Below are 25,652 nucleotides of genomic sequence, written 5' to 3'. Positions count from 1 at the left end.
TTTATGGTAATTTATGATCACTTCTCTAGAGTTATGAGCACTTTTTTGGATTTATGATCACTTTTCAGGAGTTATGATCAGATTTTTTAATTTATGAGCATATCTTGGAATTTATGAGAATTTTTCATGATTTATGAGCACATATGGAGCTCTAAGAGCATTATTTACTTATTCTCAAGATTCCCCTTTCGATTATTCGCTATAACAACCCATCCATCAAAAAAAAGAAGCTGCAGAGGCAAACAGTTTTCACTGAATTCCTCTACAGCTTCCTTGGTAATACGATTTTACGCGAATGTTACATTAAGTGAAATCGCGTTCTATTTTTTCTTCCCACTTCTTGTGGAACACTTCCTTTTCATTTTCCCATGCTTTCAATTCGTTCATGAGGTAGTAATGAGTTTCGTCCGCAGTCATCGTACTCTTTGTTTCCAAGTACGTCTGCCACTCGCCTTTACCGACACTTAACGTCCAATCGCATTCTACGCGCGCACTGAGTGGATCATTTTCTCTTATGGTATAGACATTTCGATTGGTGCTTCCGTATTCGAGTCCATTGCTATGCAATTTTCGCTTGCCTTCATCTGAAAAGTCATCTAATGTCCAGACTCCGGTTGCTGCATCTTGCTTCACTTCTCGTGTACGACCTGCTTCACGCAAAATGTCCTTCTCTAGTACTTCCGCTGTTTCCGCTTGAGCAAAAGGTTTTAACGTCTTATCCAGATCTGTCGGATTTCTAAGTGGCAAGACTAGTGATGTTTCTTCTCCAGTTTCAACTGTGAAGGTAACCGCTTCAGGGAAAGGCCAAATGTGTGGCCAATAGTTCGGTGACACCGCAAGTTGCCAATGGTGACCTTTTTGCAACGTATGACCGATGACATTCATCTTCACTGTTACGTCGTAAGGTTTTCCTGGTTCTAAATAACTTGGGTTCTCATCGCTATCGCGGTGTGTAAGATTTAACACGCCCCACGTGATACGCGTCGAAGAACCGTCGGGCGCAACATCATTGAGTCGGACAACTAGATGTGCAGCTTTTTTATCTGAAGTAATTCTGCAACGGAATTCAGGTTCACCTAGAATTGGTTTGTCTTTTTCAACAGGTGCTGCATCGAACACTACTGCCATGCCATTTTCAATTCGCTGATCCGCTGGTAGGTCCCCTGGCTGGCCAAATGGACAGAATACGCCTGCATACAATCCGTGTTGTTGAACGGAAGATATGATTACTTCTTTCCCGTCAGCTGTTTCACTCAAGTTTTTTCCATTTAAGAACAGTTGCTTTTCTTTAACATTTGCTGGTGGCCATTGTTCTTCTGCCACCCAGTGTCCTGGACGACATAAATACTCTGTTTGTGGTGGAACGCTATCTTGCATATAAACGCGAACCATCGGCTCATCCATGATGCCTGTCCGTTCGTCTTTTAGCCATTCATCCCACCAACGGACCGCTTCTTGTAAGAATCCGATTTGTGGACCTGGTACCGCCATTTCAGGATACTCGTGTGCCCACGGACCGATTAGACCTTTTTTCGGCCCTTTTAAACCTGTTAATAATCTTGGAATCGCATTCGTATAACCATCTGCCCAGCCGCCAACTGCAAAGACTGGAATCGTTACATCATCGTAATTTTCAATGACTGAACCGTGTTTCCAGTAAGCATCTCTGCGCTGATGACGCACCCATTCTTCTGCATATGGAGGAGTCAGTTCCATGCGCTCCAACCAATTTTCTCTCCACGACTCGCCCCTGACTTCAGGATATTGCGGACGTGCATTATACGCAAACATTGTACTAGCCCACCAAAGCATATCTGAGGCAAGCATTGCGCCCCCTTTGTAGTGGACGTCATCTGCATAGCGATCATCTGTAGAACACAATGTGATAATCGCTTTTAGTGCTGGATGTTGGCGCGCTGCGATTTGGAGTCCATTGAAGCCACCCCATGATTTACCGATCATCCCAACACTACCTGTTGACCATGACTGTTTTGCAATCCAATCCAATACTTCTAATGCATCATCTTGTTCTTGCTTCAAGTATTCATCATACAAAATGCCGTCTGAATCTCCAGTTCCTCGAATATCGACCCTTATGCTCGCATATCCGTGCCCTGCAAAATATGGATGACGTAGAGAATCACGCAATGCAGTAAATTCGTTTTTACGGTAGGGTAAGTACTCAAGAACTGCTGGGACCTGTGTTGTTTCTGCGTCTTCCGGCAGCCAAATGTGTGCAGCCAATTGTGTTCCGTCTGAAAGCGGAATCATGACGTTCGATAATTCTTTCGTTTTTTTCGGGAAGGTCGTGCGGATTGTACGATTTGTTTCTCTTACGTTAAATACCATGAGAAATGCCTCCAATTATTTGTTTAGGTTTTCATTTGGAAAATCTTCGCGCAACCATCTTACGAGTGAAACGAGAAGCAAAATATAGATGATGAAGATTGGAACTGCTACTACGACTGCCGAGGTTTGTATAACACGGAGACCTCCTACTAGTAGCAACGAGATTGACAGTACTGCAAGAATAGCGCCCCAAATCATTCGGTGCCAACGTGCAGGATCTTCACCAGGCTGTAATTCTTTCGTTGCAACGGCTGCTAAGATGTACGTTGCAGAGTCCATCGATGTCGATAAGAAAATAACACCAACGATCACAAAGAATGGCAACACGAGTACATCTAGCGGTAGAGAACGAAGGATTTCGACGACAGCTGCTGGTCCACCTTGTTCAGAAAGTGTTTTCGCAATATCGGCAACTCCTTGTAACTGCAAGTTCATAGAATAGCCACCGAAGACCATGAAATAGACCCAGCCTCCGATTGACCCCCACAATAGCATATGGGTGATCAATTCACGCAACGTGCGCCCTTTGGAAATCCGGGCGACGAATAATCCCATGAACATTGCAGTTGCAGCAAACCAAGCCCAATAGAACACAGTCCAACCTTGTGGGAATCCGCCTTGGGAAATCGGATCTGTATGAAAACTCATGAACGTGAAGTTTTGAAGCATCAATCCAAAACTGTTCGAGAAATACGTAAGTATAAACGAAGTAGGTCCTGCGATGAAAACAAAGAGAGCAAGGGCAATTGCCAAGTAGATATTCAAATCACTTAGTCTTCTAATCCCTTTTTGTAAGCCTAGGTAGGCACTCGCTGAATAGATAATAGTGATGAGTGTGACGATAACGGCATCCAATCCGAGAGACGGTTCAATGGAAAATATGGAGCCGACAACAGCAGAAACCATTGGAACACCAAGTCCTAAAGAAGTACCAAGACCACCTACTAAACTCCAAATGACGAGGACATCGATTAACTTTGCTACCCAACCATCTGCATATTTACCAAGAGCTCCTCTTAGTGCAGTACTGATTTTAAGAGATGGACGTTTCTTCACAAAGTACGAGTACGCAATTACGACAGTTGGAAATGCATAAAGTGACCACGCTGAAATACCCCAATGGAACAATCCATATGTAAGTGACCATTCTGCAGCTTCATTGGTACCAGGTTCAATTCCAAAAGGCGGACCTGAAAAGTACGAAATCGGTTCAATCATTGCCCAATACATAATGCTTGTTCCCATTCCAGCGGTAAACAGCATAGCGCCCCAACTGAAACTAGAAAACTCGGGTTTTCCCTCCCCTAATTTAATGCGACCAAATTTACTAAACGCCAACCATATTAAAAATATAAATAGCCCAAATGTGAGAAATTGGAATGCCCAGTCCATTTTAAACGTGATGAACGTCATGACGTCATCCAGGACAGGTTCAGCACTTTCTCTAAAGACTACTAGCAACACAGTTGCCAGTAAAATGAATACTATTGACGTCCAAAATACGAAAGGATCTAATTTCGTTTTTTGCATCCTTCAACCCCCTTTTGTTGTTTCACAAACGCAACTTTGATAACGCTTTCAAATAACGTATTTCAATTGTTATTGAACAAGATTTGTGTAGTCAAAAAAGATTGCGAGTTCTTCATTCTTAATTTATAATCATGATTATATTGTGAACGCGTTTATACTATCAGAATAAATTCGCAAGTACAAGTATAATGAATTAGACTGGTAGTATTGTACAATTACTGATAACTGAGAAAAGCGAGGCGCTTTATTTGGATAAGAAAATGCTTCAAAAGAGTAGAATGTGGAAGTACTTTGTCGAGGCGGCCACTGAAATCATTGAAGAAGAAGGTGCGAGAGCAGTTACAATTCGTAAGGTTGCAGACCGTGCTGGTTATAATAGTGCAACCATTTATAATTACTTCGACGAGTTCTCACACTTGCTGTTTTTCGCATCGATGAGATTGATGAAGGATTATACGGTTGAAGTGACGAGACGCATGAATGAGGAATCTTGTGCCTTAGATCAATATGTAACTGCATGGGAATGTTTTTGTGAATATTCGTTTAAACAACCAGATATCTTCCACTCAGTTTTCATCCGCGATCTAGGAGATAATCCCGACCATTTGTTGGAGAAGTATTATGAATTCTATCCAGCGGACTTAGTGGATGTTCCTGAAGAAATCAGAATGAGTTTACTTGAACAGAATGTTGTAAAAAGAGGCAATCCCATCTTGAAAAGAGCTGTAGAGCAAGGCGGTCTAGATGCAGATAAAATCGAGTCGCTCAATGAAGTCACTATTTTAATTTGGCAAGGAATGCTAATGAATTTCCTTAATAATCGGATTGAGGCAACTCCTGATGAAGCCGCAAGTCGGACCATGTTCTATGTAAAAGAGATTATCGATCGGTTGAAGTCCGAATAAAACATACAAAAGCCATGCGGATTTGCCGCATGGCTTTTTTCAGGAGACGAGCAACAAGTTGACATGGTCCGCTTTGTCTTTCTCAGTCATGACGAACTGGATCTCGTAGTTTCCTAATTCATAGATATAACTCGTTTGATTGGAATCTTTCAGCATTCTTTTTTCATCTGGGTTACCCAATTGTTCTACTAAATCTTTTGAACTGATGCCACCTAAATTTGTTTGTCTTTCAACGTTCGTTCCAAGGTAACGTGCTTCAACTAATAGACCCTTTTCATTATATCTGAGATCATAGGAAGCTTGCCCCATTGACCCGGTATATCGATCGAATGTGTCCTGGCGTTCAGGCTTTCCAATTGTATTATAGACGTCAGTTTGAGTGGTTCTCCCCACGTAGAAGTTATCATTTAAATGATATACTTTCCCTTTCTTTCCATCTAAAACTAAGTCGTTCAATGTATCAATTGCCATTTTCTTTTGTTCTTTATCAATTGACTCATCAGCAGTGCCTGCTTGGCCAGATTGCCCTTGGTTATCATTTTCTTCTGACGCTGATGTTCCATCGCTGTCTTGTGCTTCATCTGACTGGGACTGTTCGTTATTAGAAGTCTGATCTTCTTCATAATTTTGACCTCCAGCGTTTCCATCTGTTTCGTTTTGAACAGAATCGCCCATTTCCTGTTGGGTGGAATTGGTGGTTTCGTCCGTTGGAGATGCAGAACAGGCAGCTAGACCGCCAGAAAGTAATATAGTGAGTAGCATAAGATTTTTTTTCATAATCATTCTCCCTCCTATATATGGATGTTTACCTTTCTTATTTTCCCTGTTCACTTTCAAATACACGTAAAACGAAAAAAAGAGCTAAAATAGCTCTTTCAATCTACGTCACCAAGTATAGGATTCAATCTGACCAATTGAATAGGTGATGCCATTCCATGTAGTTGTGTCGTGAATTCCGTTACCAATCCTAAATCTGCCTTGACTTCCAGCTCATCGAAAAGTTTCTTTTTCAACACAATGTCTCCCCCAGTGCTCTGTTGTTGAACACGCGCTGCCATGTTAACAGTTCTGCCAAAGTAATCTAGCACACCATTTGCATTGACCGCAATCACTGGCCCCTCGTGCAAACCTATCTTAATAGTGACCGGATTATTCAACATTTTGTTTAGGGAGGACACAGAGGATTGTATATCAAGCGCTGCTTCCAACGCATGAATGTTAGAAGAGAATGCCGCCATAATGGAATCTCCTATTGTTTTTACAATTGTTCCATCATGGGAACGAATTAGATTGCCAAGTGAGGTGAAATGTTTTTGGACATCACTATATGCGCTTGCATCCCCAACCCGTTCATATAACAGAGTTGAATCCTTCAGATCAGTAAACAGAATGGTCAGCTTACCTACCCCGATTTGCATGCCTGGCGCAAGAACTTCTGCGGGCAGCAAATCCCGGAACAACTGAAGTGAGGTTACTTCACGTGCTGTAAGCGCATATTCATCCCATTTCGTCTCTTCAAATACCACGACATATTCTTCATCACTCGTGTTAACAATTGAAATGTCTGAACTTTGCATAAGAAATTGTTCGACAATACCATTAGGTTGAATATGTATTTGCGAAGATTCAATGTTTGGTTGATAGGTAAATGGAACTTTGAAATTATGCTTCACCACCCGAATTTGCATGTCCTTAGGAATACTAGTCCACGGTACATGTGTCGTCGATTGAGGTGGAATCCGAAACTGTCCAATTGTATGTGGTGAATTAGTTGGTCCGTTTATGCAAAACGTTACTTTGTTCGTTTTTCGAATCGCACCGTTCACTTGAAAAGTCATTTCTACATAGTTTTCAAAATCAAGTTCGAAGTCCACACCGCATAGATCACAATGCACCGTTTTTTTCACATCTTTTAAGACGGAGGCATGATCTTTAGCGACTCGACAGTTCGGGCACATCAAACTCCACTCATAATCCAATACTCCGGCTTCACTCGCAAACAAGAATAGACGAACTGCTTGTTGTTTAGTAAATCCATGTTCAAATGCCCATCGATAGGGCTGAATTGACGTCACAGCTTCATCTGATTCCGTTCGAATGGTTCTAATGAGCGCTTTGACAAGTGCCTGATCAAGCGATAATTCGGTCAAGTGGTGTTCTGCATCAAGTAAAACGCGTTCGTCTATTTGAATGGCTTTCTGTTCTCTTGCTGTTGGCATATGCTCCTTTGTCACCGCAGCGTCTTCGACATAAGTAAATGTTTGAAGGAGTTGAGGAATAATTCCTTTTGTTAATGCCACTTTTCCTAAAAGAGAACGATACTCAAACAATCCTGTAAGTGTCAACTTCGTTTCTTCCTCGTCCACTTTCGTAACTGACACTTTCCAAATCGCACGCTCCACTGGCCCTTTCGTATAATTACGCTCAACCGTGTAATAAGATTCACGAACCCATTCAAATACGTTTTCATCCCATTCAACCTCTATCAATCCATAAGCTTTTCCTTTTGCTTTTCGAATGAGCTGTTGGGTCCTGGTTCTAAAGGGAGTAAAGTTGACTGGAAACAATCCGATGTATCGGTTTAAGCGATTGGTATCGGAAACTAGCTCCCATACTACTTCAAGTGGCAATTTAACTAGACGGGTTTCTACTATGGAAATAGTTTTCGACACTTTCACTTCACATCCTATCGGTATAACTATCACGAATTGCGACAAATTCATCTAAATGGTCTAGAAATAGATCTATTAACGTAGGATCAAATTGTTTGCCCCGTTGCTCAGACATGTACGACACGATTTTTTTAAGTGGCCAAGCCTTTTTATACACGCGGTCACTACCTAGTGCGTCAAATACATCAGCGATTGCGGTGATCCTTCCAAATATATGAATCTGTTCTCGCTCCAAACCTCTAGGATATCCGCCGCCTTCCCATCTTTCATGATGCTCGTAAGCGATAATGGCAGCTGTTTTTAATAATTCACGCTCTGATTTCCGAAAAACATTATATCCAACGACTGTATGCAACTTCATTTCTTCAAATTCTTCGGGCGTTAACTTTCCAGGCTTCAGTAGAATTGAATCGGGTGTTGCCACTTTTCCTATGTCATGCATGGGAGATGCGTAACGAAGAAGAAGCGATTGTGGTTCAGAGATACCTGCAAGTTGAGCCAACTTATAAGAATAGATTGCCACACGTTTGACATGATTACCGGTTTCTTGAGATCGACTCTCGCCTATTTCCCCCATCGTTTCTATAATTTCTTTTTGCGTTTCCAGTAACTCGTTATGTAACATGAACGTATCAAGAGATTTACCAGCATACGTTGAGGCAAATGATAACAACGTTTCATCCTTTTTTGTAAAGTGGGAATCTCCAAGCTTATTAATAGCCTGGAATGCACCAATTATTTTTCCTTCTTGGTTAGTGAATGGGATACACAGTATAGAACGTGTATGATAACCTGTTTCCTGATCGACTGCAGTATTGAATCGTTCATCTAAATAAGCATCTTCTACATTAATCACCGTTCCAGTTTGTACGCTTCTTCCCACAAACCCACTCGTATCCGATATTGTAATTCGTTCTACCCCATGTCCTGCGACCGTCCAAACAGTCTGCGATATAGATTCATGGAGCCAAACGGTACATCGATCTGCCTGTACTAACTTTGTACCTAAATCAGCTAATAACAAAAGCATCTTCGCAATGTCTGTTTCAGTGGACATTTTCCCCATATATTCAAAAATAGTAGATAAAAGTAGATCTGACTGTGGAAATTCAGAGGAGTCAGGAGTCGTTAATGCAAGTGATTTTTCCATTTACTAATTCCTTTCTAAAAAACTGTTGTCACGTTTCTCTCTATTTGTAATAATAGTATCATGAAACAATCATAAATACACAACTAAAGTCATTACTTTCAATGAAAAATCAGTAACACGGAGGTAACAACGTGACATTGTTCTCATATTTAATAATAGGTCATCTGATTGGCGATTATTTACTTCAAACGAGTTGGATGGCTGCAGGAAAAGCCTCAAAGTGGGCTCCACTCTTAACGCATTGTTTCGTTTATACATCGGCTGTAAGTGTTGCATTTTTAATAGGCACAGGAAGGATTTCTTTATGGGTAGTTGCCATTATTTTTGTGAGTCATGTCATTTTGGATCGCCGTCGTTTTGTTGCATGGTGGGCGAAGACGATAATGGGCATAAAAGATGGAGAACCTGCGTGGCTGATAATTATGGCGGACCAAGTCTTTCATATTATAGTACTTTCCATCATTGCACACATTTGGGGATAAGAACGACAAAAAGAAGCAGAGCCTAGTGCATCTGCTTCTTTTTGTGGGGAAGTAATTTCATATTTAGGTTTAACTGATTAACTGCTGTACAAGTTTTTTGTTACGTTCTTTGAAGACATCATTGTGCGAGCTCACCATGCCTGCCTGGGATGCTTTTGGATCTAAATACATTTTGGCACTATTTACAGCGTTTGCAGCGTCTTGAAATGCCCCCGCGATGAGATTGACTTTACTTTCATGGAAAAGGACATCTCCAGCAGCAAAAATCCCAGGAACTGAAGTCCCGCTCATCGGTGTTCCAGCAATTCGGTGGTCGTTTGTGAGCTCAAGGTTCGCTTCGCTGCCTCCTATTAATGAGGTATCCACTTCATATCCATGGTTAATGACCACATCGTCAACTTCCAGAGTCAATCCGGATTCTTCTAGACAATGTTTTAATTCCACTTTTTCGATTGACTGGTGATCAGCTGATGCTATCAATTTGTCAATCCTTGTATTAAAGTGGCACACTACTTGACTCTGAAGCAATTGCTGAACTTGTGCTTCATGTCCGTTTAAATCACATTTCCGATATGTTAAAATCACTTCTTTGGCAATAGGTTCTAGCTCATTAGCCCAGTCGATTGCAGCATTTCCGCCACCTGATATCAGGACACGCCTTCCTTTGAAGTGTTGTAGTGACTTTACGGTGTAATGTAAATTCGAGACTTCGAACCGCTCTGCGCCTTCTATTTCCACTTTTTGTGGCTTTAGAATACCTCCGCCAACAGCAAGAATGACTGTTCTGCTATAGTGTTTAGCACCAGAAGCGCTAGTCAAGACAAAATTTCCTTCATCATCTTTTTCAATTCCAGTTACTTTTTCATTCAAGACAACTTCGGGGTTAAACGTCATGCCTTGCTCCACTAACTTATTAATCATTTCAGCTGCAGGTGCTGGTGTGACGCCGCCAACGTCCCAAATCATTTTTTCTTGATAAACATGTAGTTTCCCACCTAGTTCCGGTTGAAATTCAATGATTTTGGCGGACATTCCACGTAACCCACTATAAAAAGCAGCATATAATCCTGCAGGTCCTCCACCAATAATCGTCACATCTACAATTGTTGCTTGAGACATACTTCATCCCCCTAAATTTATATTTGACTTCTTTAGGATCACTCTTTATAGTAGCATTATACCGATAATGAGAATCATTATCAACGTTTATTGTGTATAAAAGATGGGAGTGCTCCGAATGGTACGTTTGGCAACTGAAAACTTACAGATTGCTTACGGTGAACAAATCATCGTGGACGACCTATCCGTTACGATACCGAATAAGAAAATAACTGCGATCATCGGGGCTAACGGATGTGGAAAGTCGACTTTTTTGAAAGGGATGACACGTCTCATTCCCCGCCTTTCAGGGAAGGTATTGTTGGATGGGGGAGATATTGCTGATCATAAAACAAAAGCGCTTGCTCGAAAAATGGCAATTCTTCCGCAAACACAAGAAGCTGCGAGTGGTCTAACAGTGTCGGAACTCGTTTCTTATGGGAGATTCCCCTACCAAACAGGACTAGGTCGGTTGACAGCATCTGATTTCGATGTCATTAACTGGGCTCTTACTGTTACAAATACGGATTCTTTCCGTGATCGTCAAGTGGATGCTCTTTCAGGCGGTCAACGTCAGAGGGTCTGGATCGCAATGGCGCTTGCACAAGAAACGGAAATCATTTTCCTTGATGAACCGACAACCTATTTAGACATGGCACATCAGTTGGAAGTTCTTGAACTATTACAGAAATTGAATGCTGAGCAGGAACGAACCATTATCATGGTGTTACATGATTTAAATCAGGCTGCCCGCTTCGCTGATTATTTGATAGCGATGAAAGATGGGAAGGTCATTAAAGCGGGTTCTTCTGAAGAAGTAATAGAACCTACAACTTTGCGTGAAGTTTTTAGGATTGACGCAGAAATCGGAATGGATCCGAGAAGCGGTAAACCGATGTGTATTACATACGATTTATTAAAAGGAGATTACTAACATGAAAAAGGCACTATTATTCTTAACGCTTGCACTGGTTCTTGTTCTAGGAGCTTGCTCTTCTAAAAATGAGGATGCTTCCAAGGAACCTTCAAAAGACGGAGCCGCGAAAGATTCAGGAACGATTACCTATGAATCTGAAGATGGCCCAATAGAAGTTCCAGCAAATCCACAGCGCGTTGTCGTTTTGTCATCATTTGCAGGACATGTTATGTCACTTGACGTTCCTATTGTCGGTGTGGACTCTTGGTCAAAAGATAATCCTCGATTTGAATCGAAACTGAAAGATGCTGAAGTAGTGTCTGATGAAGATTTAGAAAAAATCATTGAACTGGAACCGGATTTAATCATTGGACTATCTCCATTGAATAATTTGGATCGGTTAAAAGAAATTGCTCCCGTAGTCACATTCACTTACAATAAAGTCGATTATTTGACTCAATATGTTGAAATCGGAAAGTTATTGAACAAAGGTGAGGAAGCTCAAGAATGGGTCACTGATTTCAAAACGCGTGCACAAGAAACTGGCGAAGAAATTAAAGCGAAAATCGGTGAGGGTAAGACCGTTTCAGTTATTGAAAACTTTGACAAGCAGCTCTATGTATATGGAGATAGCTGGGGACGCGGAACAGAAATCCTATTTCAAGAGATGAAGCTACCGATGCCTGAAAAAGTCAAAGCAGATGCATTAAAGGATGGTTATTTCGCTCTTTCTTCTGAAGTACTTCCTGATTATATGGGAGACTACGTTATTTTAAGTCGCAATAACGATGGCGATAATTCCTTTATGGAAACTGAGACATATAAGAATACTCCAGCTGTTAAAGAAGGTCATGTATTTGAAGCTGAGTTGAGTGAGTTCTACTTCAACGATCCTCTAACGCTTGAGTATCAGCTTGAGTTTTTCAAAGAAAACTTTTTAAAGTAATCGTTATTCAAGAAGGATTCTTTCACCTTGAAAGAATCCTTTTCTTTTGCGAAAGGAGTCCTGGCTAATGAATCTGCGAACTATGCCATTTTCAATTAAATTCTTTATAGCTTGCATCGGATTGGTAGCTTCTCTATTCCTTGCAATGATACTAGGTGCAGCGAATATTTCCGTATCTGATGTGTGGCTAGCAATTATAGGCGATTCAAGTAAAAATAGTTTGATTTTAAGAGAGATCCGTTTTCCACGGGAACTTGCTGCGTTACTAGTCGGTTCTGCTTTGGCTGTTTCAGGTGCCATCATGCAAGGGATGACAAGAAACCCTCTAGCTGATCCAGGATTACTTGGCTTAACTGCAGGTGCTAATGCCGCTCTCGCCATTGCAATCGCACTTGTTCCTTCCCTCAATTATTACGGGATTATGATCGCTTGTTTTCTAGGAGCAGCAGCTGGGGCTCTAGTAGTCTTCGGCATCGCTTCTGCAAAGCGTGGTGGCTTCTCACCTTTCCGTCTTGTTTTGGCAGGCGCTGCAGTCTCGACTTTCTTCTTTGCGGTTGCTGAAGGGGTCGGAATCTATTTTAAGGTGTCCAAAGACATTTCCATGTGGACAGCTGGAGGTGTGATTGGTACAACTTGGTCTCAACTTCAAATTATTACTCCGGTGATTGTTATCGGGATAGGAGTCGGCCTAATTTTGTCCAAGCAACTAACTCTACTAAGTTTAAATGAAGAAGTAGCTGTCGGATTGGGTCAGCATACATTCAGGATCAAAATGATTTTGTTCATCCTAACTATTCTTCTGGCTGGATCTGCCGTTGCTCTGGTAGGAAATCTGGCGTTCGTGGGACTTATGATTCCGCATATCGTTCGCGCAATAGTTGGCACTGATTATCGGTTTATACTGCCAATGTCTGCAGTTGTTGGTGGTGCATTCATGTTGCTTGCGGACACATTAGGTCGGACGATGAACGCACCATACGAAACACCCGTTGCTTCACTCGTTGCAGTCATGGGCTTGCCGTTCTTCCTAATTATTCTCCGTAAAGGAGGGCGAGCTTTCTCATGATTCAATCTAAAGTGTTAAGAAAACAGCGTCTCTTATTGATCATATTTAGCATCCTTTCTCTCGGAACTGCAGTTGCAGCCATTGCACTCGGGCCAGCTTCCGTAGATCCTGGTCGCATCTTCCCTGCACTTTTCGGCAATGGTACATTTAAAGAAGAATTTGTTTTGTTTTCTATTCGTCTCCCCCGTATAGCCATAACGTTCTTAGCAGGAGCAGCCCTTGCGCTTTCTGGCTCGATTCTTCAAGGAATCACACGGAATGACTTGGCGGATCCCGGAATTATTGGCATTAACGCTGGGGCAGGTACTTCCATTGCAGTATTCTTTCTATTTGTACCTGTTGAAACAGGTGCGTTAGTGTATTTGATGCCGATTGTCGGGTTAGTTGGGGCATTTTTGACCGCATTTCTAATCTATCTCTTCGCTTACGATAAAAAAACAGGAATGCAGCCGGTTCGATTGGTGTTAACAGGTGTGGGGTTTTCTCTAGCACTATCCGGTGTCATGATCGTTCTCACTTCTTCAGCGGATCGTGAAAAAGTGGATTTCATTGCGAAATGGTTAGCGGGAAATATTTGGGGGTCTGATTGGCCATTTGTCATTGCACTATTGCCCTGGTTACTTATTCTTGTTCCATTCGCGTTATATAAAGCGAACCGATTGAATGTATTGGGGTTAAGTGAATCTGTTGCCATTGGAATTGGGGTTTCTGTTGAGCGGGAACGTATTATTCTTCTCATCACTGCAGTCGCACTCGCAGCTTCAGCTGTTTCCGTTACTGGAGGAATTGCTTTTGTTGGGCTGATGGCTCCTCATATTGCAAAGTCTTTAATCGGTCCACGCAGTCAGCTCTATCTTCCAATCGCTATTCTACTTGGCGGCTGGTTATTATTGCTCGCAGATACGATCGGTAGAAACATATCCAGCGTTGGGATTATTCCAGCAGGATTAGTCGTTTCCTTAATCGGTGCTCCCTACTTCATCTATTTATTATTACGAAAATAATAAAAACACGATCCTCAGTTTCAGAGGATCGTGTTTTTTGGTTAGCGTAATTTAGTTGCGCCACCGTCAACCATGATTGTTTGTCCAGTGATGTATGATGCATCTTCACTCGCAAGGAAGACTGCAACTCGACCAATATCGCCTTCCAATTCGCCAAGACGACGCATTGGAATATTGTTGATCATTTTGTCAAATGCTTCAGGCTGGTCTTTTTTCCACTGTTGGATACCAGGTGAATTGGCAATCGGTGAAATTAAGTTCACGTTGATGCCGAACTGACCCCATTCGTTTGCTGCTACGCGAGTAATCGCACGAATCGCTTCTTTTGCAGCCGCATACGTACCTTGCATAACATCTCCATTAATACCAGCACCTGAAGAGAAGTTAATGATTGTCCCTTCAGACTCTTTCAAGTGTGGGTATGCTGCTTGCATCAAGTAAAACGTTGGATAGAACCCAGTGTTAAAGGAGAAATCCATATCCGCTTGAGTTGCGTCAGCTAGCAAAACTTGACGTGATGCGTGTGCGTTATTGACAAGAATGTCTAGTTTTCCATACTTGTCGACAACTGTTGCGATGATATCTTTCAGCTTGTCGCGATCTGTAAGGTCCGCTTGAATGAACATGCTTTCAGGTTGGAACTCCTGAAGTTCTTTCACCATTGCTTCGCCAGTTTCAGCGTTTAAGTCAACGATTGCCACTTTCGCGCCTTCCTTAACGTATGCTTTTGCCATACCACTTCCGATACCACCGGCACCGCCAGTGATTACTGCTACTTTACCATCTAATTTACCCATAAGTATCACTCCTTTTCATCAATACTAGTTTAACACTTAAATAGTGTCAAATAAAGTTTCCTGTTTCAGTATTCCCCTTTTTCGCTTCAATACACGGAAGTTAGAATTCTCTGTAAATCACTAATTGAATCATGGTTATCTTTACTCAACTCTGTATAGAATATAGGTATGTCAACTGCATCCCTTGATATATCTTTTGTTTTTTTGTTATGCTTCTACAGTGTATAACTTGCGAAAAAATAATTGACTGAACAGGAAGGAGATGCATGTATCGATTAGGAGGAATTGAATGAAATCAGTAACTAATACTACAAATGAATATAACGAAGAAATAGAAGAACTGGAAAGTGACTATTCGCTTGACCGAGTTCCTCGAGAAGACCGTACGAAAAGTTGGTTAAGCATTACCAACATTACATTCGGAATCGCAACAGCCATTTTTTACTTCCAAATGGGAAGTGTCATGGCTCTCTCTTATGGGGCAGCAAATGCTATGATTTCTTCAGCTTACGCAATCATTGTCGCAGGGATATTAGGAACAGTTATCGCCTATTTGTCTGCGAAATCTGGGATGAATGTAAATCTCCTGTCACGCGGTGGAGGTTTCGGATATATCGGTTCCTCACTTACATCACTGATTTACGCATCTAACTTCATTATGTATTGTGCGTTTGAAGGGTTAATTTTAGTATCTGCAGTTCACCACTTTTTCCCTACCCTCCCAAAGTGGATTCTCATCATCGTGTTCGGATCAATCGTCATCCCCTTGAATTGGTTCGGAATTGAACAGCTTGATAAATTGCAAAAGTGGTCAATGCCAGTATTTGTTGTGTTTTTAATCACTGCAATCATTATCTCGTTTTATAAACCTGCAGTGTACACCGGAGCCGTATTCTCCTATATGCCTGAGGGTGTCACACTAGGTGGCACCGCATTACTCATGTGCATTGGTATGCATAATGGTATCATGGGTCTGACAGCTCTCCTCGCTTCAGATTATGCACGTTTTTTAAAGCCTAAGGATATTAAACTAGGCTCTTTTATGATTGGTTTTATCCCTCAAATCTTTTGTTTTGGAGTAATGGGTGGTTTAGGCATCTGGTTTGGTGTTCGTTTTATGGAACCCGATCCAGGAGTTTATATTGTCCTGTTGCTCGGTATTGGCGGAGCTTTGTTTACTATGATTACTCAATTACGCATTAACGTAACGAATATTTACAGTAGCTCGTTGTCGCTTTCAAACTTCTTCGAAAACATGTTTAGGTTTACTCCGGGTCGTCGTTTTTGGGTCGTTGTATCAGGGGTTAGCGCAATATTACTTATGCTTGCAAATATTGTCGATCATTTAAGTACGATGATGACATTCCAAGGCGTATTTTTACTCTCTTGGGCAGCGATTCTAGTAACGGATGCTCTTGTCGTCAAAAAACTCATGAAGATCGGACCCAATTATTATGTTGCTCGTCAAGAATATTTGTATCGCTGGAATCCAGTCGGTGTAATATCACTATTAGTTGCAAGTCTTCTCGGAACCCTTGCTGCACTTGGATATATGGGCATTTTCTTAGAGTCTACAGCAGCATTTTTCGCCGCTGTTCTTGCTTCAATACTTACTGTACTTCTCGCAAAGGTAACCAAAGGAAAGTATTATTTGCTTCGTGAGCCTGACGATATCCACGAAAAGGACCGCTTAGCTTAAATCGTTTTTTTAAAATGCCTGTGATGACACTATTTTTTCGCATTTAAGAAAAGGAGGATGTTCTTACATTCTCCTTTTTATATTCTTTTGCATTTTCAATTCTTTATTGCTATAGTTAATAACCGTGAAATCACTACAATTATCTTAGGGGGAATCATGAGAAAAATTTCAAACGTTTTTTACATTACGATTGGACTGATCATTTTGGCAGTTGGCTACGGTGTGCTCGCGCCGGAAAGCTTTGCCGAACAAACCGGAAAGGTTCAAAACTTCGTCGCATCTACCTTTGGTTGGTATTACCTCATGCTGTTATCCGTACTCGTTATCATTTGTATGTTCCTGATCTTTAGTCCATTCGGGAAAATAAGACTTGGGAAAGATACAGACAAACCCGAGTTTTCAACAGTATCCTGGATTGCCATGCTATTCTCAGCCGGTATGGGCATCGGACTTGTCTTTTATGGCGCTGCAGAGCCACTTTCACACTATGCTGTCATGTCATCGACAGGCGAGCTCAATACACCAGCTGCATTTAAAGAAGGCTTACGTCAATCCTTTTTCCATTGGGGTATCCATGTATGGGCAATGTACGGTTTTGTCGCCTTATCTCTAGCATTCTTCCAGTTCCGTAAGGGAGAACCTGGTTTAATTTCTTCAACATTGAAGCCGATTTTTGGGAATAAGATGAATGGCCCTTGGGGTGTTCTTGTGGATGTTCTCGCTGTGTTTGCAACCGCTTTCGGTGTTGCAACTACTCTCGGCTTTGGCGCTGTACAAATTAATGCAGGGTTGAATTATTTGTTTGGAGTTGAAATAGGAACTCAGTCTCAATTCATCATCATATTAGTTGTAACTGTACTTTTCATCATGTCAGCTTGGAGTGGTCTTAGTAAAGGGATTCAATACTTATCCAATTTGAATCTTGTACTCGCAATTGCGTTACTGGTTTTAGTTGTGATACTTGGTCCAACCTTATTAATCTTTAATATGTACTCAGACTCCCTTGGGGGTTATATAGCGAACTTCGTGAAAATGAGCTTCTCCACTTCCCCATTGAATTCAGAAAACCGACAGTGGTTGGATATGTGGACCATCTTTTACTGGGCTTGGTGGATTTCTTGGGCACCTTTCGTTAGTATGTTCATCGCACGTGTGTCCAAAGGACGTACAATTCGTGAATTCATGATTGGTGTTATGATTGCACCGACAATTCTTTGCACATTCTGGTTTACAGCTTTTGGAACGACTGCGATTGAAGCTCAGAAAGCGGGAGTCGTCAATCTCGCGGATAAAGCTACTGAACTCGTGGTCTTTGAGTTGTTTAGTACATTACCTTGGGGCGTATTCATCTCCATTGTTGCAATTGTCCTGATTGCTTCCTTCTTCATCACTTCTGCGGATTCAGCGACATTTGTGCTAGGCATGCAATCCAGTTATGGATCACTGACACCGCCGAATAGTATCAAACTCATATGGGGTGTACTTCAGTCGGCAATCGCGTTAATTTTACTTTCTGTTAATGGGTTAGATGCATTACAGAATACAATTATTATAGCTGCCCTCCCTTTCTCGTTTGTCATCTTGTTGATGATATTCTCTCTTTTAAAAGCATTAAGTACAGAGTTGAATCTCATTAAAGCAAAGCGGAAATAAAAAAAGACGTCCTATCGATTCATTAATCGATAGGACGTCTTTTTAATATGATTTTTTTAGGCACAAGAAACCAACTATGCATCTAACGTTCCTCATACTATTAAATTTCTTTTTTAGTAAACTTGACGAGTGTTGTGTTTTTCAGCAGTTTTGTAAGCGTCGTACATTCCCCATATCCAAACAATTGGATACGTGATAAACCCAATTAATACAAACATAAGAAGTGAATTGATAACTTGCACTCCAATTAGTATGAGACCTTTCAGGATCTGACCATTATAAATCTGTCCGACGCCGGTCCAAAAAAAGCTAAGTACAGCTGCTAGTCCTGGGCTTTTCATAATACGTTATTACCTCCTTCATTAAAAAAATATCCCGATTACAGCTAATGCTGCTACAATCCAGAAGCCTCCGGTAGCAATCGCATCGCCTGAAATAATCGGTTTTTTTTGCAAGAAGTCGATAGCGTGTATATCCTTTTTCAATTCACTGATTTCGTCCTCTAACGCTCTCACTTTAGTAGTAAGAGCATGCACTTCTTCAGTCACTGTACTTGGATAACGTTCTGGTTCCGTCTTCTTCAATGCATTTTCATCCACCGTAACACATCTCCCCTCAAATAGACACAAATACACTTATGGAAAGTATATCAAGTATAATGGTGAGTAGATAGGTTTTTCAGTTAATTCTTTTCAGAATTGATCATCACAATCTATGATACACTTTTGGTTAACCCCTTTTACCGCAATTGCAGGAACGTATACTGGAGGTCTATACATATGAATCAGGACGATCAGAAGAATCAAGATGAATTCAACCGAGAAAATCATTTCCCAGCAGACGAAGACGATAATGTTTCTGAAGCCTACGAAGTTAACGAGGGCGACCAATTAGAAGGACTCGAACTTACGCAAGAAGAAATAGAAGAAGAGGAGTTTCGCCAGCTTGTTTTGGAAGCACAACGGGAAGCACTTGCAAAAGAAGCTTACCTTCGTAACAATCCGCAGCCAAGAAAACGCAAAGTCCCTAGATGGATTGTATGGCTCATGGCATTGGTTTTACTTTTTCAGCCTGTCGCTTTCATTTTCGATATCTATTCATTACCAGCAATCGATTTTTTAAAAACATCAGCAAAGTTATCTAAACGGGAGGACATTACAAAGTGGAAACAATCCGTTGCTGTTGTATTGACCGAAGATGGAAAAGGAACGGGTTTTTCTGTATCTCCTAATGGCTTGATTGTGACAAATAATCATGTGGTCGAAAATACAAAACAGATTACAGTCTCATTTGAAGAGCAAGGTCGCTTTTCAGCCTCTCTTGTTGCACAAGATTCCGTTAATGATTTAGCTATTTTGCAAATTAAAAATCCACCAGATGTTCCATCGCTAAAACTAGCGGAAAGCCCCACTTACACACCTGATTCCAAGGTCAGATTCATCGGAAATCCTTTGAACTTTTTTGGAATCGCAAATGAAGGAAAACTGATAGGAGAAAGTGAATGGGCGGGGCGTAATGTACCTATTATTCTTTTGGATGCACCGGTTTACAGAGGTAATAGTGGAAGCCCCGTTTTCCAAAATGATGAGGTCATCGGTGTTGTCTTTGCGATAACCGAGCTTGACTCGCACGGTAAAGTTGGGATGTTCATACGGTCAAACGAAGTGTTGGAGTTATTAAAGGAAGTCGAATAGACAAAAAAGTCCGGAAGCTAATATGGCTTCCGGACTTTTTTGTTAGTATTCGTTTTTACGTTTATTCGTATTTTTCGTTGCTTTGTCCGCTTTCTTAAAGTCGTCCACATATTCTACTTCTTGAGCTGAAGAAAGTTTGTTGTTTTTCTCAGTCATCATTTCATGTGGCTCTTTCTTTTCCGTCATTAGTCATCCTCCTTCAAAACTAGTGTACAAATAGTTTTTCCAGATAAAGACGAACTATTCCTGTCAGATCATTCCTGTTTGAATTCAGGCTCCAGGCGTTCCATGAATTCCTCAAGCGCGCTATACCCTTGTTGTTTTAAATACCAGTTGTTTGCAGCTGCTTCGATAAGCCCAGCGACATCCCGCCCTGGTTGTAATTGGATTTGAATATAAGGTATAGGTACACCCATGTACTCAGTAAACTTCTCGTCTAATTCCAGTTCATTGTTAAGTGAGTTGTCTTTCCACTCTGTCAATTCGATATCGAGAGCGATTCTAGTCTCTTCTTGAAACGCAGCACGTCCATATAAACGAACAACGTTCATTAAACCGATACTCCTAAGCGCCAAAAATTCCCGGTTGGTCTGGTTATGAGTACCGAGTAACGTTTGAGGACTGAGTTTTCGAAGTACGACGATGTCATCCGCTACAAGCCGGTGTCCCCTGCCAATCAGTGTATGTGCAGTCTCGCTCTTTCCTACGCCGGATTTACCACGCAGTAAAATTCCAATTCCCGCTACATTGACGACTACTCCATGAATTGCGATTTCTTCTGCCATCGAGCTAATGACAAATGCGTCTAATTTTGCACTCGCCACACCCATAGAATCCGGAGTTCTTAAAACAGGAATTCCGTTTTCCGTACAATACGTATGTAATCCATAGGGTTGGTCCTGATTGGAAGTGATTAAAATACAAGGTGGATCATATTCGACAAGATTCGAAATTCTGCGTTTGCATTCATCATCAGTAAGCGTATGTAAATAGTTGACCTCGTTTTTACCGAGTATTTGAATATGTCCTCTCGCTATGAACTCAAACGTATCCATGAATTCCAACCCTGGACGACGAACTTTTGTTTTTTTCAGCGGTCTTTCCAAGTGGTCGCTTCCGGATAGAATTTCAAATGAAAATTGGTGTACAATGTTTTGTACGGTTAGCTGTATCATGAAGGAACACCTTTCGTGTACGGTTTGTTTAGTCTCAGTTTATCATAAACATTTTTCTAATGCAGTGTTGTATTATATTTTCTAATATCTATGTTCACCTCATCTTAAGATTCCGCAATAGATATTCAAAGAAAATAAAAAAGAATTTTTAAAAATAGGTTTATAGGTTGTTTTGCCGGGTATAGATTACTACAAGGCGAAATCCAGGAAGGCGCTAAGCGCTTACTTGGAGAAATGCACAGCCTTGGCGGGAAATTTGCTGTACTGACGAAGCATCACCGTAAGATGAGTTACGAGTGTTTGTAAGACCAGTAAGAAGTAAGTTTTTTGTGCAAGTGCAACCTAAACAACCGTTTCTCTTCGATTTAAAGAACGATGAAGTGAAATGCGTGCAAGAAGAGTTTGCAGTATGCTTTCGATCTACCCGTCAGCTACACGCAACTAGTTAAAACAAATTTTCCGCGAATGAAGAGGCGTCCGATATATGGACGCCTCTTTTTCAATTCTCAAAATTAGGTGCGGTTTTGGATTTACTTCATCTTTTTCATGAAAAATGGTTTTCCTATACGTTCCACTAAGTCTGGAGCTATTGCATGAAGTTTGCTCGTCAGACCCATCACTCGTGGCATATCCACTTGTCGTTTAGGCTGACGAACCATCTGAACGACACCTTCTGCTACTTCCTCTACAGTAAGCAAATGCTTACCAACTGCCCCCCTGTAGGTACCACTTTCATCTGCTTTGTCTAAAAAGGCTGTGTCGATTGGACCTGGATGAATAACAGATACGTCGATTCCATATTGTGCAACTTCCATACGTAACGCATTCGTGTATCCAATCAATGCATGTTTCGTCGCTGCATAGACAGCTGCTTTTGGTGTCGCCACTTTTCCTGCTTGGGAACCAATATAAATTAGATGTCCACCTCTACGTTCCATCCATGACGGTAGTATCCTTTGTGTAAGCTGTATCGGTGCTGTCACGTTCACTGAAAACATTTGCTCAACCTGTCTATCTTCAGTTTCATGAGCAAGTGCAAACTTTGCAACTCCTGCTGAGAAAATAATGACATCCGGCATTTCCAGCTCACGTAGCAAGTGATCAGCCGCTCCCTCACCTGTTAAATCTAGTTGAATCGCATATGCCCCAAGAGCTACAAGCTTAGCCAGAATTTCTTTTGAACGCCCCGTCACTTGGACACGATGACCTTCAGATATTAGCCTCACTGCAGTTTCATAACCAACTCCACTTGTAGCTCCTGTTATTAAAATTGTTTTACGCTTTCTCATACCGATGAATTCCTTGATCGTCTGTTTTTAGAACAACCTTGCCTAGCTCTAATAAGTAATCCATTTGACCAAGTGTCTCTGAGAGTGTCAGACCAAGCTCCCTTTTATAGGCAGCTGGAAATAATTGCACGGTCAATTCGAAGACAGATTGCGGACCAACTGACAGCATATCGTAAACCTTCATTGCCCGCTCGTGCTGTTTCTGCAGTCGCTTCTCAATAAGGTCATGAACACCAGTTACAGGCATTCCATGTCCGCTGTAAACCTTCTCTACAGGCAGGTCAAGCAATCGTTTTAACGAAGCGTTATATTGCAACATTGTTTTTGGTCGGGGATATTCAGGACTTTTCGGAGGTTCTACGAGTGGATTCGAAGAAACCTTTTCCAGCAATAAATCACCACCGATAAGTTCGTTCCGTTCAGGATTCCAAAATGATAAATGACTTTGAGCATGCCCTAACGTCTCAAGAGTCGTCCACCCAGGATGTCCCGGTATTTCGTCCCCTTCAGTTAAAATATGATCAAGTGGACGCTCTGCCATGAAATCAGCAGCGCGTTTCATCTTCCCTACAATTCCTAGCGCTTTTTCAGGAACCCCTTGCTCTATAAATCGCTCCATATAAAATTGGTCGTGAAATTTTATAAAATCCGGGTCTCTCGTTAGCCAGAGATTATTGTACTCATGGCCGTAAAGTTCTGCGTTCGGAAATGCATCCGCCCAACCTGAATGATCTGGATGATGATGTGTAAGAATGACTTGTTCAATATCCTCCAACGTATATCCGGATTCTTTAAGCCCTGCCTTTATCGCCTCAAGAGCTTCGGTTGTCTTCGGACCCGCATCGAATAGACTCAGTGTATCGCCCTTCACTAAAAATGCATTAACATCGCCAACAGCATATGGCGTTGGTATCGTCAGTTGTTGAATCATGGTTTTGCCTCCAATATTGAATCACTATTCATTCTATTGTACATGCTTTTTGTACGTTCGTCATGTATCGATAACTGAATCATCAGTTGACTTATTTCAATAATCGCATAGACTGATTGAATACACGTATCTAGGAAAAGAGGGAATTCCATGGAAAAAATCGTATTTGTTGGTGCCGGATCGATGGCGGAAGCTGTGATTTCCGGGATCTGTAAGCAAGGTACTGTTACGCCTTCTAATGTTTTTGTCATGAACCGAGCAGATGAAGCGCGCCTTCAATTGTTACAAAATACGTATGGCATCTCAATTGTCAGTGCGGACAAAAATGAGCTCAGCAACGCTGATTTAGTCGTATTGGCTACTAAACCTAAAGATGTTTATACCGCAATGGAACAGATTTCTCCTTTACTTAACGAACGAGCAGTTGTCCTTTCTGTTCTAGCTGGTGTTTCAATGGATACAATTGAATTAGGTCTAGGCAAACACGGTATTGCTCGCTCCATGCCGAATACATCTGCAGCAATTGGGAAGTCAGCTACTGGTATCGCATTCAATAGTTCGATGAAATCCATTGAGAAGCAAGAGATTCTTGCATTATTAAGTTCGATTGGCATCGTAGCGGAAGTTGAAGAGGATGACTTACATGCTGTTACAGCCCTTTCCGGGAGCGGACCAGCCTATATCTACTATTTAGCAGAAGCCTTAGAGACAGCCGCCATGCGCGCTGGAATTGAACAGCCGATTGCGCGCGACCTCATTATTCAGACAATCGAAGGGGCTGCATGCATGTTACGACAAACTCAAGAGGAGCCAGCACTTCTAAGAGAAAACGTGACTAGCCCGGGTGGCACGACGGAAGCAGGGCTTCGCGCACTCACTTCCGCAGGATTCCAGGAAGCCGTCTTCAGTTGCATTGAGCATGCTGAAAAGCGCTCTAGAGAGCTTGGATCCACCGAAGTTAAAGAGAGTACGAGTTCTTCCTAAAGGAATTCCTACGCTTTTTTGCTATAGTAGAGTCATTCATGAAAAGGAGTGACTCGGAAATGGCTAAATTATTTGAACCGTACACGATCCGAAATCTTACATTAAAAAATAGAATTGCGATGTCTCCGATGTGCATGTATTCTTCTCAAAATGAAGACGGTAAAGTCGAAGATTGGCATCGTGTCCATTATGGCTCAAGAGCTGTCGGTCAATCAGGGCTGATTATCCTGGAAGCGACAGCTGTTCAGCCTCAAGGAAGAATCAGCCCACAAGATCTCGGAATTTGGGATGACACCCATATTGAAGGCTTGACTGAACTGACACGCCTCATTAAACAACACGGTGCTGCGGCTGGAATCCAGCTTGCGCATGCTGGCAGGAAAGCGACGGTAGATGGTGATATCCAAGCGCCGAGTGCCATTGCGTTTAGTGATGAATACAAAACACCTGTCGCAATGAGCAAGAAAGCTATTGCAGAAACTGTTAAAGCATTTGCTCTTGCAGCAAAACGTGCTGCAAATGCAGGATTCGAGTTACTGGAAATTCACGGGGCACATGGTTATCTTATTAACGAATTCCTATCCCCCCTTTCCAATCATCGTACTGATGAGTATGGTGGAAGCGCAGAAAATCGATATCGGTTCCTGAGCGAAATCATCGATGCCGTCAGAAAGACATGGGAAGGCCCTTTATTTGTTCGAATATCTGCTGAAGATTATACAGAGGGTGGCATGACTTCTGAGCAGTACATCGAAATAGCTAAGTGGATGAAGAACCAAGGCGTAGACTTGATTGACGTGAGTTCTGGAGCTGTTGTTCCGGCAAAAATCGATCCGTTCCCTGGCTACCAAGTTCCTTATTCAGAAACAATCCGAACAGGTGCTGAAATCGCAACTGGCGCAGTGGGCTTAATCACCTCGGGATTGCAAGCTGAAGAAATCTTGAGAAATGAACGTGCTGATCTCGTTTTAATCGGTAGAGAACTGTTACGAGACGCGTATTGGCCGTATCAAGCTGCCCGTGAACTTCATACAGAAATTGAGGCTCCTACGCAATATAGCAGAGCCTGGAGATTTTGACCGAAATATATTACGCAAACTGTAATATAGGGTCAATCTCTTCAGAATGTCAGAGATAACTATAAAAAACGCTTCTGCTTAGATCTACTCCGTTCAGTTGAAAGTTACAAAACACAAAGTAAAGCAATAAAAAGACCGCTAATTTTCATATGAATTTGGGCTAACCTAAATTAATGAGACAATATAAAACACCTTCGAAGTGGTACACTTTTAAAAAGTACTTACATCGGAGG

At 41.7% G+C, this 25,652-nt stretch carries 24 protein-coding genes; 11 read left to right on the top strand and 13 right to left on the bottom strand.

What is annotated here, in order from left to right; translation table 11 throughout:
- Window positions 1–303 precede the first annotated feature (303 nt).
- Together ACR65F_RS16770 and ACR65F_RS16765 are read right to left on the bottom strand one after the other, a co-directional pair.
- Window positions 304–2,349, bottom strand: a complete 2,046-nt coding sequence (locus ACR65F_RS16770; protein WP_440505118.1) for a CocE/NonD family hydrolase — start codon at window positions 2,347–2,349, stop codon at window positions 304–306.
- 15 nt (window positions 2,350–2,364) lie between these two features.
- Window positions 2,365–3,879 (bottom strand): BCCT family transporter, encoded by a 1,515-nt coding sequence (locus tag ACR65F_RS16765; protein ID WP_039043387.1) that lies wholly within the window; start codon window positions 3,877–3,879, stop codon window positions 2,365–2,367.
- A gap of 248 nt (window positions 3,880–4,127) precedes the next feature.
- On the opposite strand from ACR65F_RS16765, the gene ACR65F_RS16760 reads away from it, so the two are divergent.
- Window positions 4,128–4,784 carry a TetR family transcriptional regulator gene (locus ACR65F_RS16760; protein ID WP_440505117.1) on the top strand — a complete coding sequence of 219 codons (657 nt, stop codon included), beginning with the start codon at window positions 4,128–4,130 and terminating at the stop codon, window positions 4,782–4,784.
- 39 nt (window positions 4,785–4,823) lie between these two features.
- Here the strand turns inward: ACR65F_RS16760 and ACR65F_RS16755 are convergent, their stop codons facing one another.
- From ACR65F_RS16755 to ACR65F_RS16745, 3 genes are all read right to left on the bottom strand, one after another.
- Entirely contained in the window at window positions 4,824–5,561 is a 738-nt protein-coding gene (locus tag ACR65F_RS16755; protein WP_440505116.1) for a DUF4309 domain-containing protein, read from the bottom strand.
- A gap of 98 nt (window positions 5,562–5,659) precedes the next feature.
- Window positions 5,660–7,456 (bottom strand): adenylate/guanylate cyclase domain-containing protein, encoded by a 1,797-nt coding sequence (locus ACR65F_RS16750; RefSeq protein WP_440505115.1) that lies wholly within the window; start codon window positions 7,454–7,456, stop codon window positions 5,660–5,662.
- Between the two features lie 7 nt (window positions 7,457–7,463).
- Entirely contained in the window at window positions 7,464–8,606 is a 1,143-nt protein-coding gene (locus tag ACR65F_RS16745) for an HD domain-containing phosphohydrolase (protein WP_440505114.1), read from the bottom strand.
- A gap of 131 nt (window positions 8,607–8,737) precedes the next feature.
- Here ACR65F_RS16745 and ACR65F_RS16740 point away from each other — a divergent pair, with 131 nt between their 5' ends.
- Window positions 8,738–9,088, top strand: coding sequence for a DUF3307 domain-containing protein (locus ACR65F_RS16740; RefSeq protein WP_440505113.1), 351 nt, complete (start codon window positions 8,738–8,740; stop codon window positions 9,086–9,088).
- 69 nt (window positions 9,089–9,157) lie between these two features.
- Here ACR65F_RS16740 and ACR65F_RS16735 read toward each other — a convergent pair whose 3' ends face one another.
- On the bottom strand, window positions 9,158–10,207 hold the full coding sequence (locus tag ACR65F_RS16735) for an NAD(P)/FAD-dependent oxidoreductase (RefSeq protein ID WP_039043383.1): 1,050 nt from the start codon (window positions 10,205–10,207) through the stop codon (window positions 9,158–9,160).
- Window positions 10,208–10,325: 118 nt separating this feature from the next.
- On the opposite strand from ACR65F_RS16735, the gene ACR65F_RS16730 reads away from it, so the two are divergent.
- From ACR65F_RS16730 to ACR65F_RS16715, 4 genes are all read left to right on the top strand, one after another.
- On the top strand, window positions 10,326–11,120 hold the full coding sequence (locus ACR65F_RS16730) for an ABC transporter ATP-binding protein (protein WP_440505112.1): 795 nt from the start codon (window positions 10,326–10,328) through the stop codon (window positions 11,118–11,120).
- A 1-nt stretch (window position 11,121) separates the two neighbouring features.
- Entirely contained in the window at window positions 11,122–12,048 is a 927-nt protein-coding gene (locus tag ACR65F_RS16725) for an iron-hydroxamate ABC transporter substrate-binding protein (protein WP_039043381.1), read from the top strand.
- A 67-nt stretch (window positions 12,049–12,115) separates the two neighbouring features.
- Complete coding sequence (locus tag ACR65F_RS16720) at window positions 12,116–13,114, top strand: FecCD family ABC transporter permease (protein ID WP_082003388.1); 999 nt, start codon at window positions 12,116–12,118, stop codon at window positions 13,112–13,114.
- Window positions 13,111–14,118, top strand: coding sequence for a FecCD family ABC transporter permease (locus ACR65F_RS16715; protein ID WP_440505111.1), 1,008 nt, complete (start codon window positions 13,111–13,113; stop codon window positions 14,116–14,118). Before ACR65F_RS16720 ends, ACR65F_RS16715 begins: the two co-directional genes overlap by 4 nt.
- 41 nt (window positions 14,119–14,159) lie before the next feature.
- Here the strand turns inward: ACR65F_RS16715 and ACR65F_RS16710 are convergent, their stop codons facing one another.
- Window positions 14,160–14,915 (bottom strand): SDR family NAD(P)-dependent oxidoreductase, encoded by a 756-nt coding sequence (locus ACR65F_RS16710; RefSeq protein WP_440505110.1) that lies wholly within the window; start codon window positions 14,913–14,915, stop codon window positions 14,160–14,162.
- Between the two features lie 289 nt (window positions 14,916–15,204).
- On the opposite strand from ACR65F_RS16710, the gene ACR65F_RS16705 reads away from it, so the two are divergent.
- On the top strand, window positions 15,205–16,614 hold the full coding sequence (locus ACR65F_RS16705; protein ID WP_440505109.1) for a purine-cytosine permease family protein: 1,410 nt from the start codon (window positions 15,205–15,207) through the stop codon (window positions 16,612–16,614).
- A 156-nt stretch (window positions 16,615–16,770) separates the two neighbouring features.
- Entirely contained in the window at window positions 16,771–18,267 is a 1,497-nt protein-coding gene (locus tag ACR65F_RS16700) for a BCCT family transporter (RefSeq protein WP_440505108.1), read from the top strand.
- A 113-nt stretch (window positions 18,268–18,380) separates the two neighbouring features.
- On the opposite strand, the gene ACR65F_RS16695 is transcribed toward ACR65F_RS16700, so the two are convergent.
- Both ACR65F_RS16695 and ACR65F_RS16690 read right to left on the bottom strand, forming a co-directional pair.
- Entirely contained in the window at window positions 18,381–18,608 is a 228-nt protein-coding gene (locus ACR65F_RS16695) for a hypothetical protein (protein ID WP_039043376.1), read from the bottom strand.
- Window positions 18,609–18,629: 21 nt separating this feature from the next.
- Window positions 18,630–18,866, bottom strand: coding sequence for a hypothetical protein (locus ACR65F_RS16690; RefSeq protein WP_440505107.1), 237 nt, complete (start codon window positions 18,864–18,866; stop codon window positions 18,630–18,632).
- Between the two features lie 180 nt (window positions 18,867–19,046).
- Between ACR65F_RS16690 and ACR65F_RS16685 the strand changes: the two genes are divergently transcribed.
- Window positions 19,047–19,961 (top strand): S1C family serine protease, encoded by a 915-nt coding sequence (locus ACR65F_RS16685; RefSeq protein WP_440505106.1) that lies wholly within the window; start codon window positions 19,047–19,049, stop codon window positions 19,959–19,961.
- 42 nt (window positions 19,962–20,003) lie between these two features.
- Here the strand turns inward: ACR65F_RS16685 and ACR65F_RS16680 are convergent, their stop codons facing one another.
- The 4 genes from ACR65F_RS16680 to ACR65F_RS16665 all read right to left on the bottom strand — a co-directional run bounded on the left by ACR65F_RS16680 (window position 20,004) and on the right by ACR65F_RS16665 (window position 23,356).
- Window positions 20,004–20,147: a YfhE family protein gene (locus ACR65F_RS16680; RefSeq protein WP_251659676.1), complete on the bottom strand. Its 144-nt coding sequence runs from the start codon at window positions 20,145–20,147 to the stop codon at window positions 20,004–20,006.
- A 68-nt stretch (window positions 20,148–20,215) separates the two neighbouring features.
- A complete protein-coding gene (gene hprK / locus ACR65F_RS16675; protein ID WP_125103355.1) occupies window positions 20,216–21,136 on the bottom strand; it encodes an HPr(Ser) kinase/phosphatase in 921 nt (306 codons plus the stop codon).
- 530 nt (window positions 21,137–21,666) lie between these two features.
- Window positions 21,667–22,425 (bottom strand): SDR family NAD(P)-dependent oxidoreductase, encoded by a 759-nt coding sequence (locus ACR65F_RS16670; RefSeq protein ID WP_440505105.1) that lies wholly within the window; start codon window positions 22,423–22,425, stop codon window positions 21,667–21,669.
- The gene (locus ACR65F_RS16665) at window positions 22,412–23,356 is read right to left on the bottom strand and encodes an MBL fold metallo-hydrolase (protein WP_440505104.1); all 945 of its coding nucleotides are present in this window, start codon (window positions 23,354–23,356) and stop codon (window positions 22,412–22,414) included. The genes ACR65F_RS16670 and ACR65F_RS16665 overlap by 14 nt, the downstream gene beginning before the upstream one ends.
- A 150-nt stretch (window positions 23,357–23,506) precedes the next feature.
- On the opposite strand from ACR65F_RS16665, the gene proC reads away from it, so the two are divergent.
- Both proC and namA read left to right on the top strand, forming a co-directional pair.
- Window positions 23,507–24,340, top strand: coding sequence for a pyrroline-5-carboxylate reductase (gene proC / locus ACR65F_RS16660; protein ID WP_440505103.1), 834 nt, complete (start codon window positions 23,507–23,509; stop codon window positions 24,338–24,340).
- A 59-nt stretch (window positions 24,341–24,399) separates the two neighbouring features.
- Window positions 24,400–25,419: an NADPH dehydrogenase NamA gene (gene namA, locus ACR65F_RS16655; RefSeq protein ID WP_440505102.1), complete on the top strand. Its 1,020-nt coding sequence runs from the start codon at window positions 24,400–24,402 to the stop codon at window positions 25,417–25,419.
- Window positions 25,420–25,652 lie beyond the last annotated feature (233 nt).

It is taken from the genome of Sporosarcina sp. SAFN-010, assembly GCF_059415065.1.
Note: the sequence above shows the minus strand (reverse complement) of the source record. Positions and strands in the feature narration are given on the sequence as shown.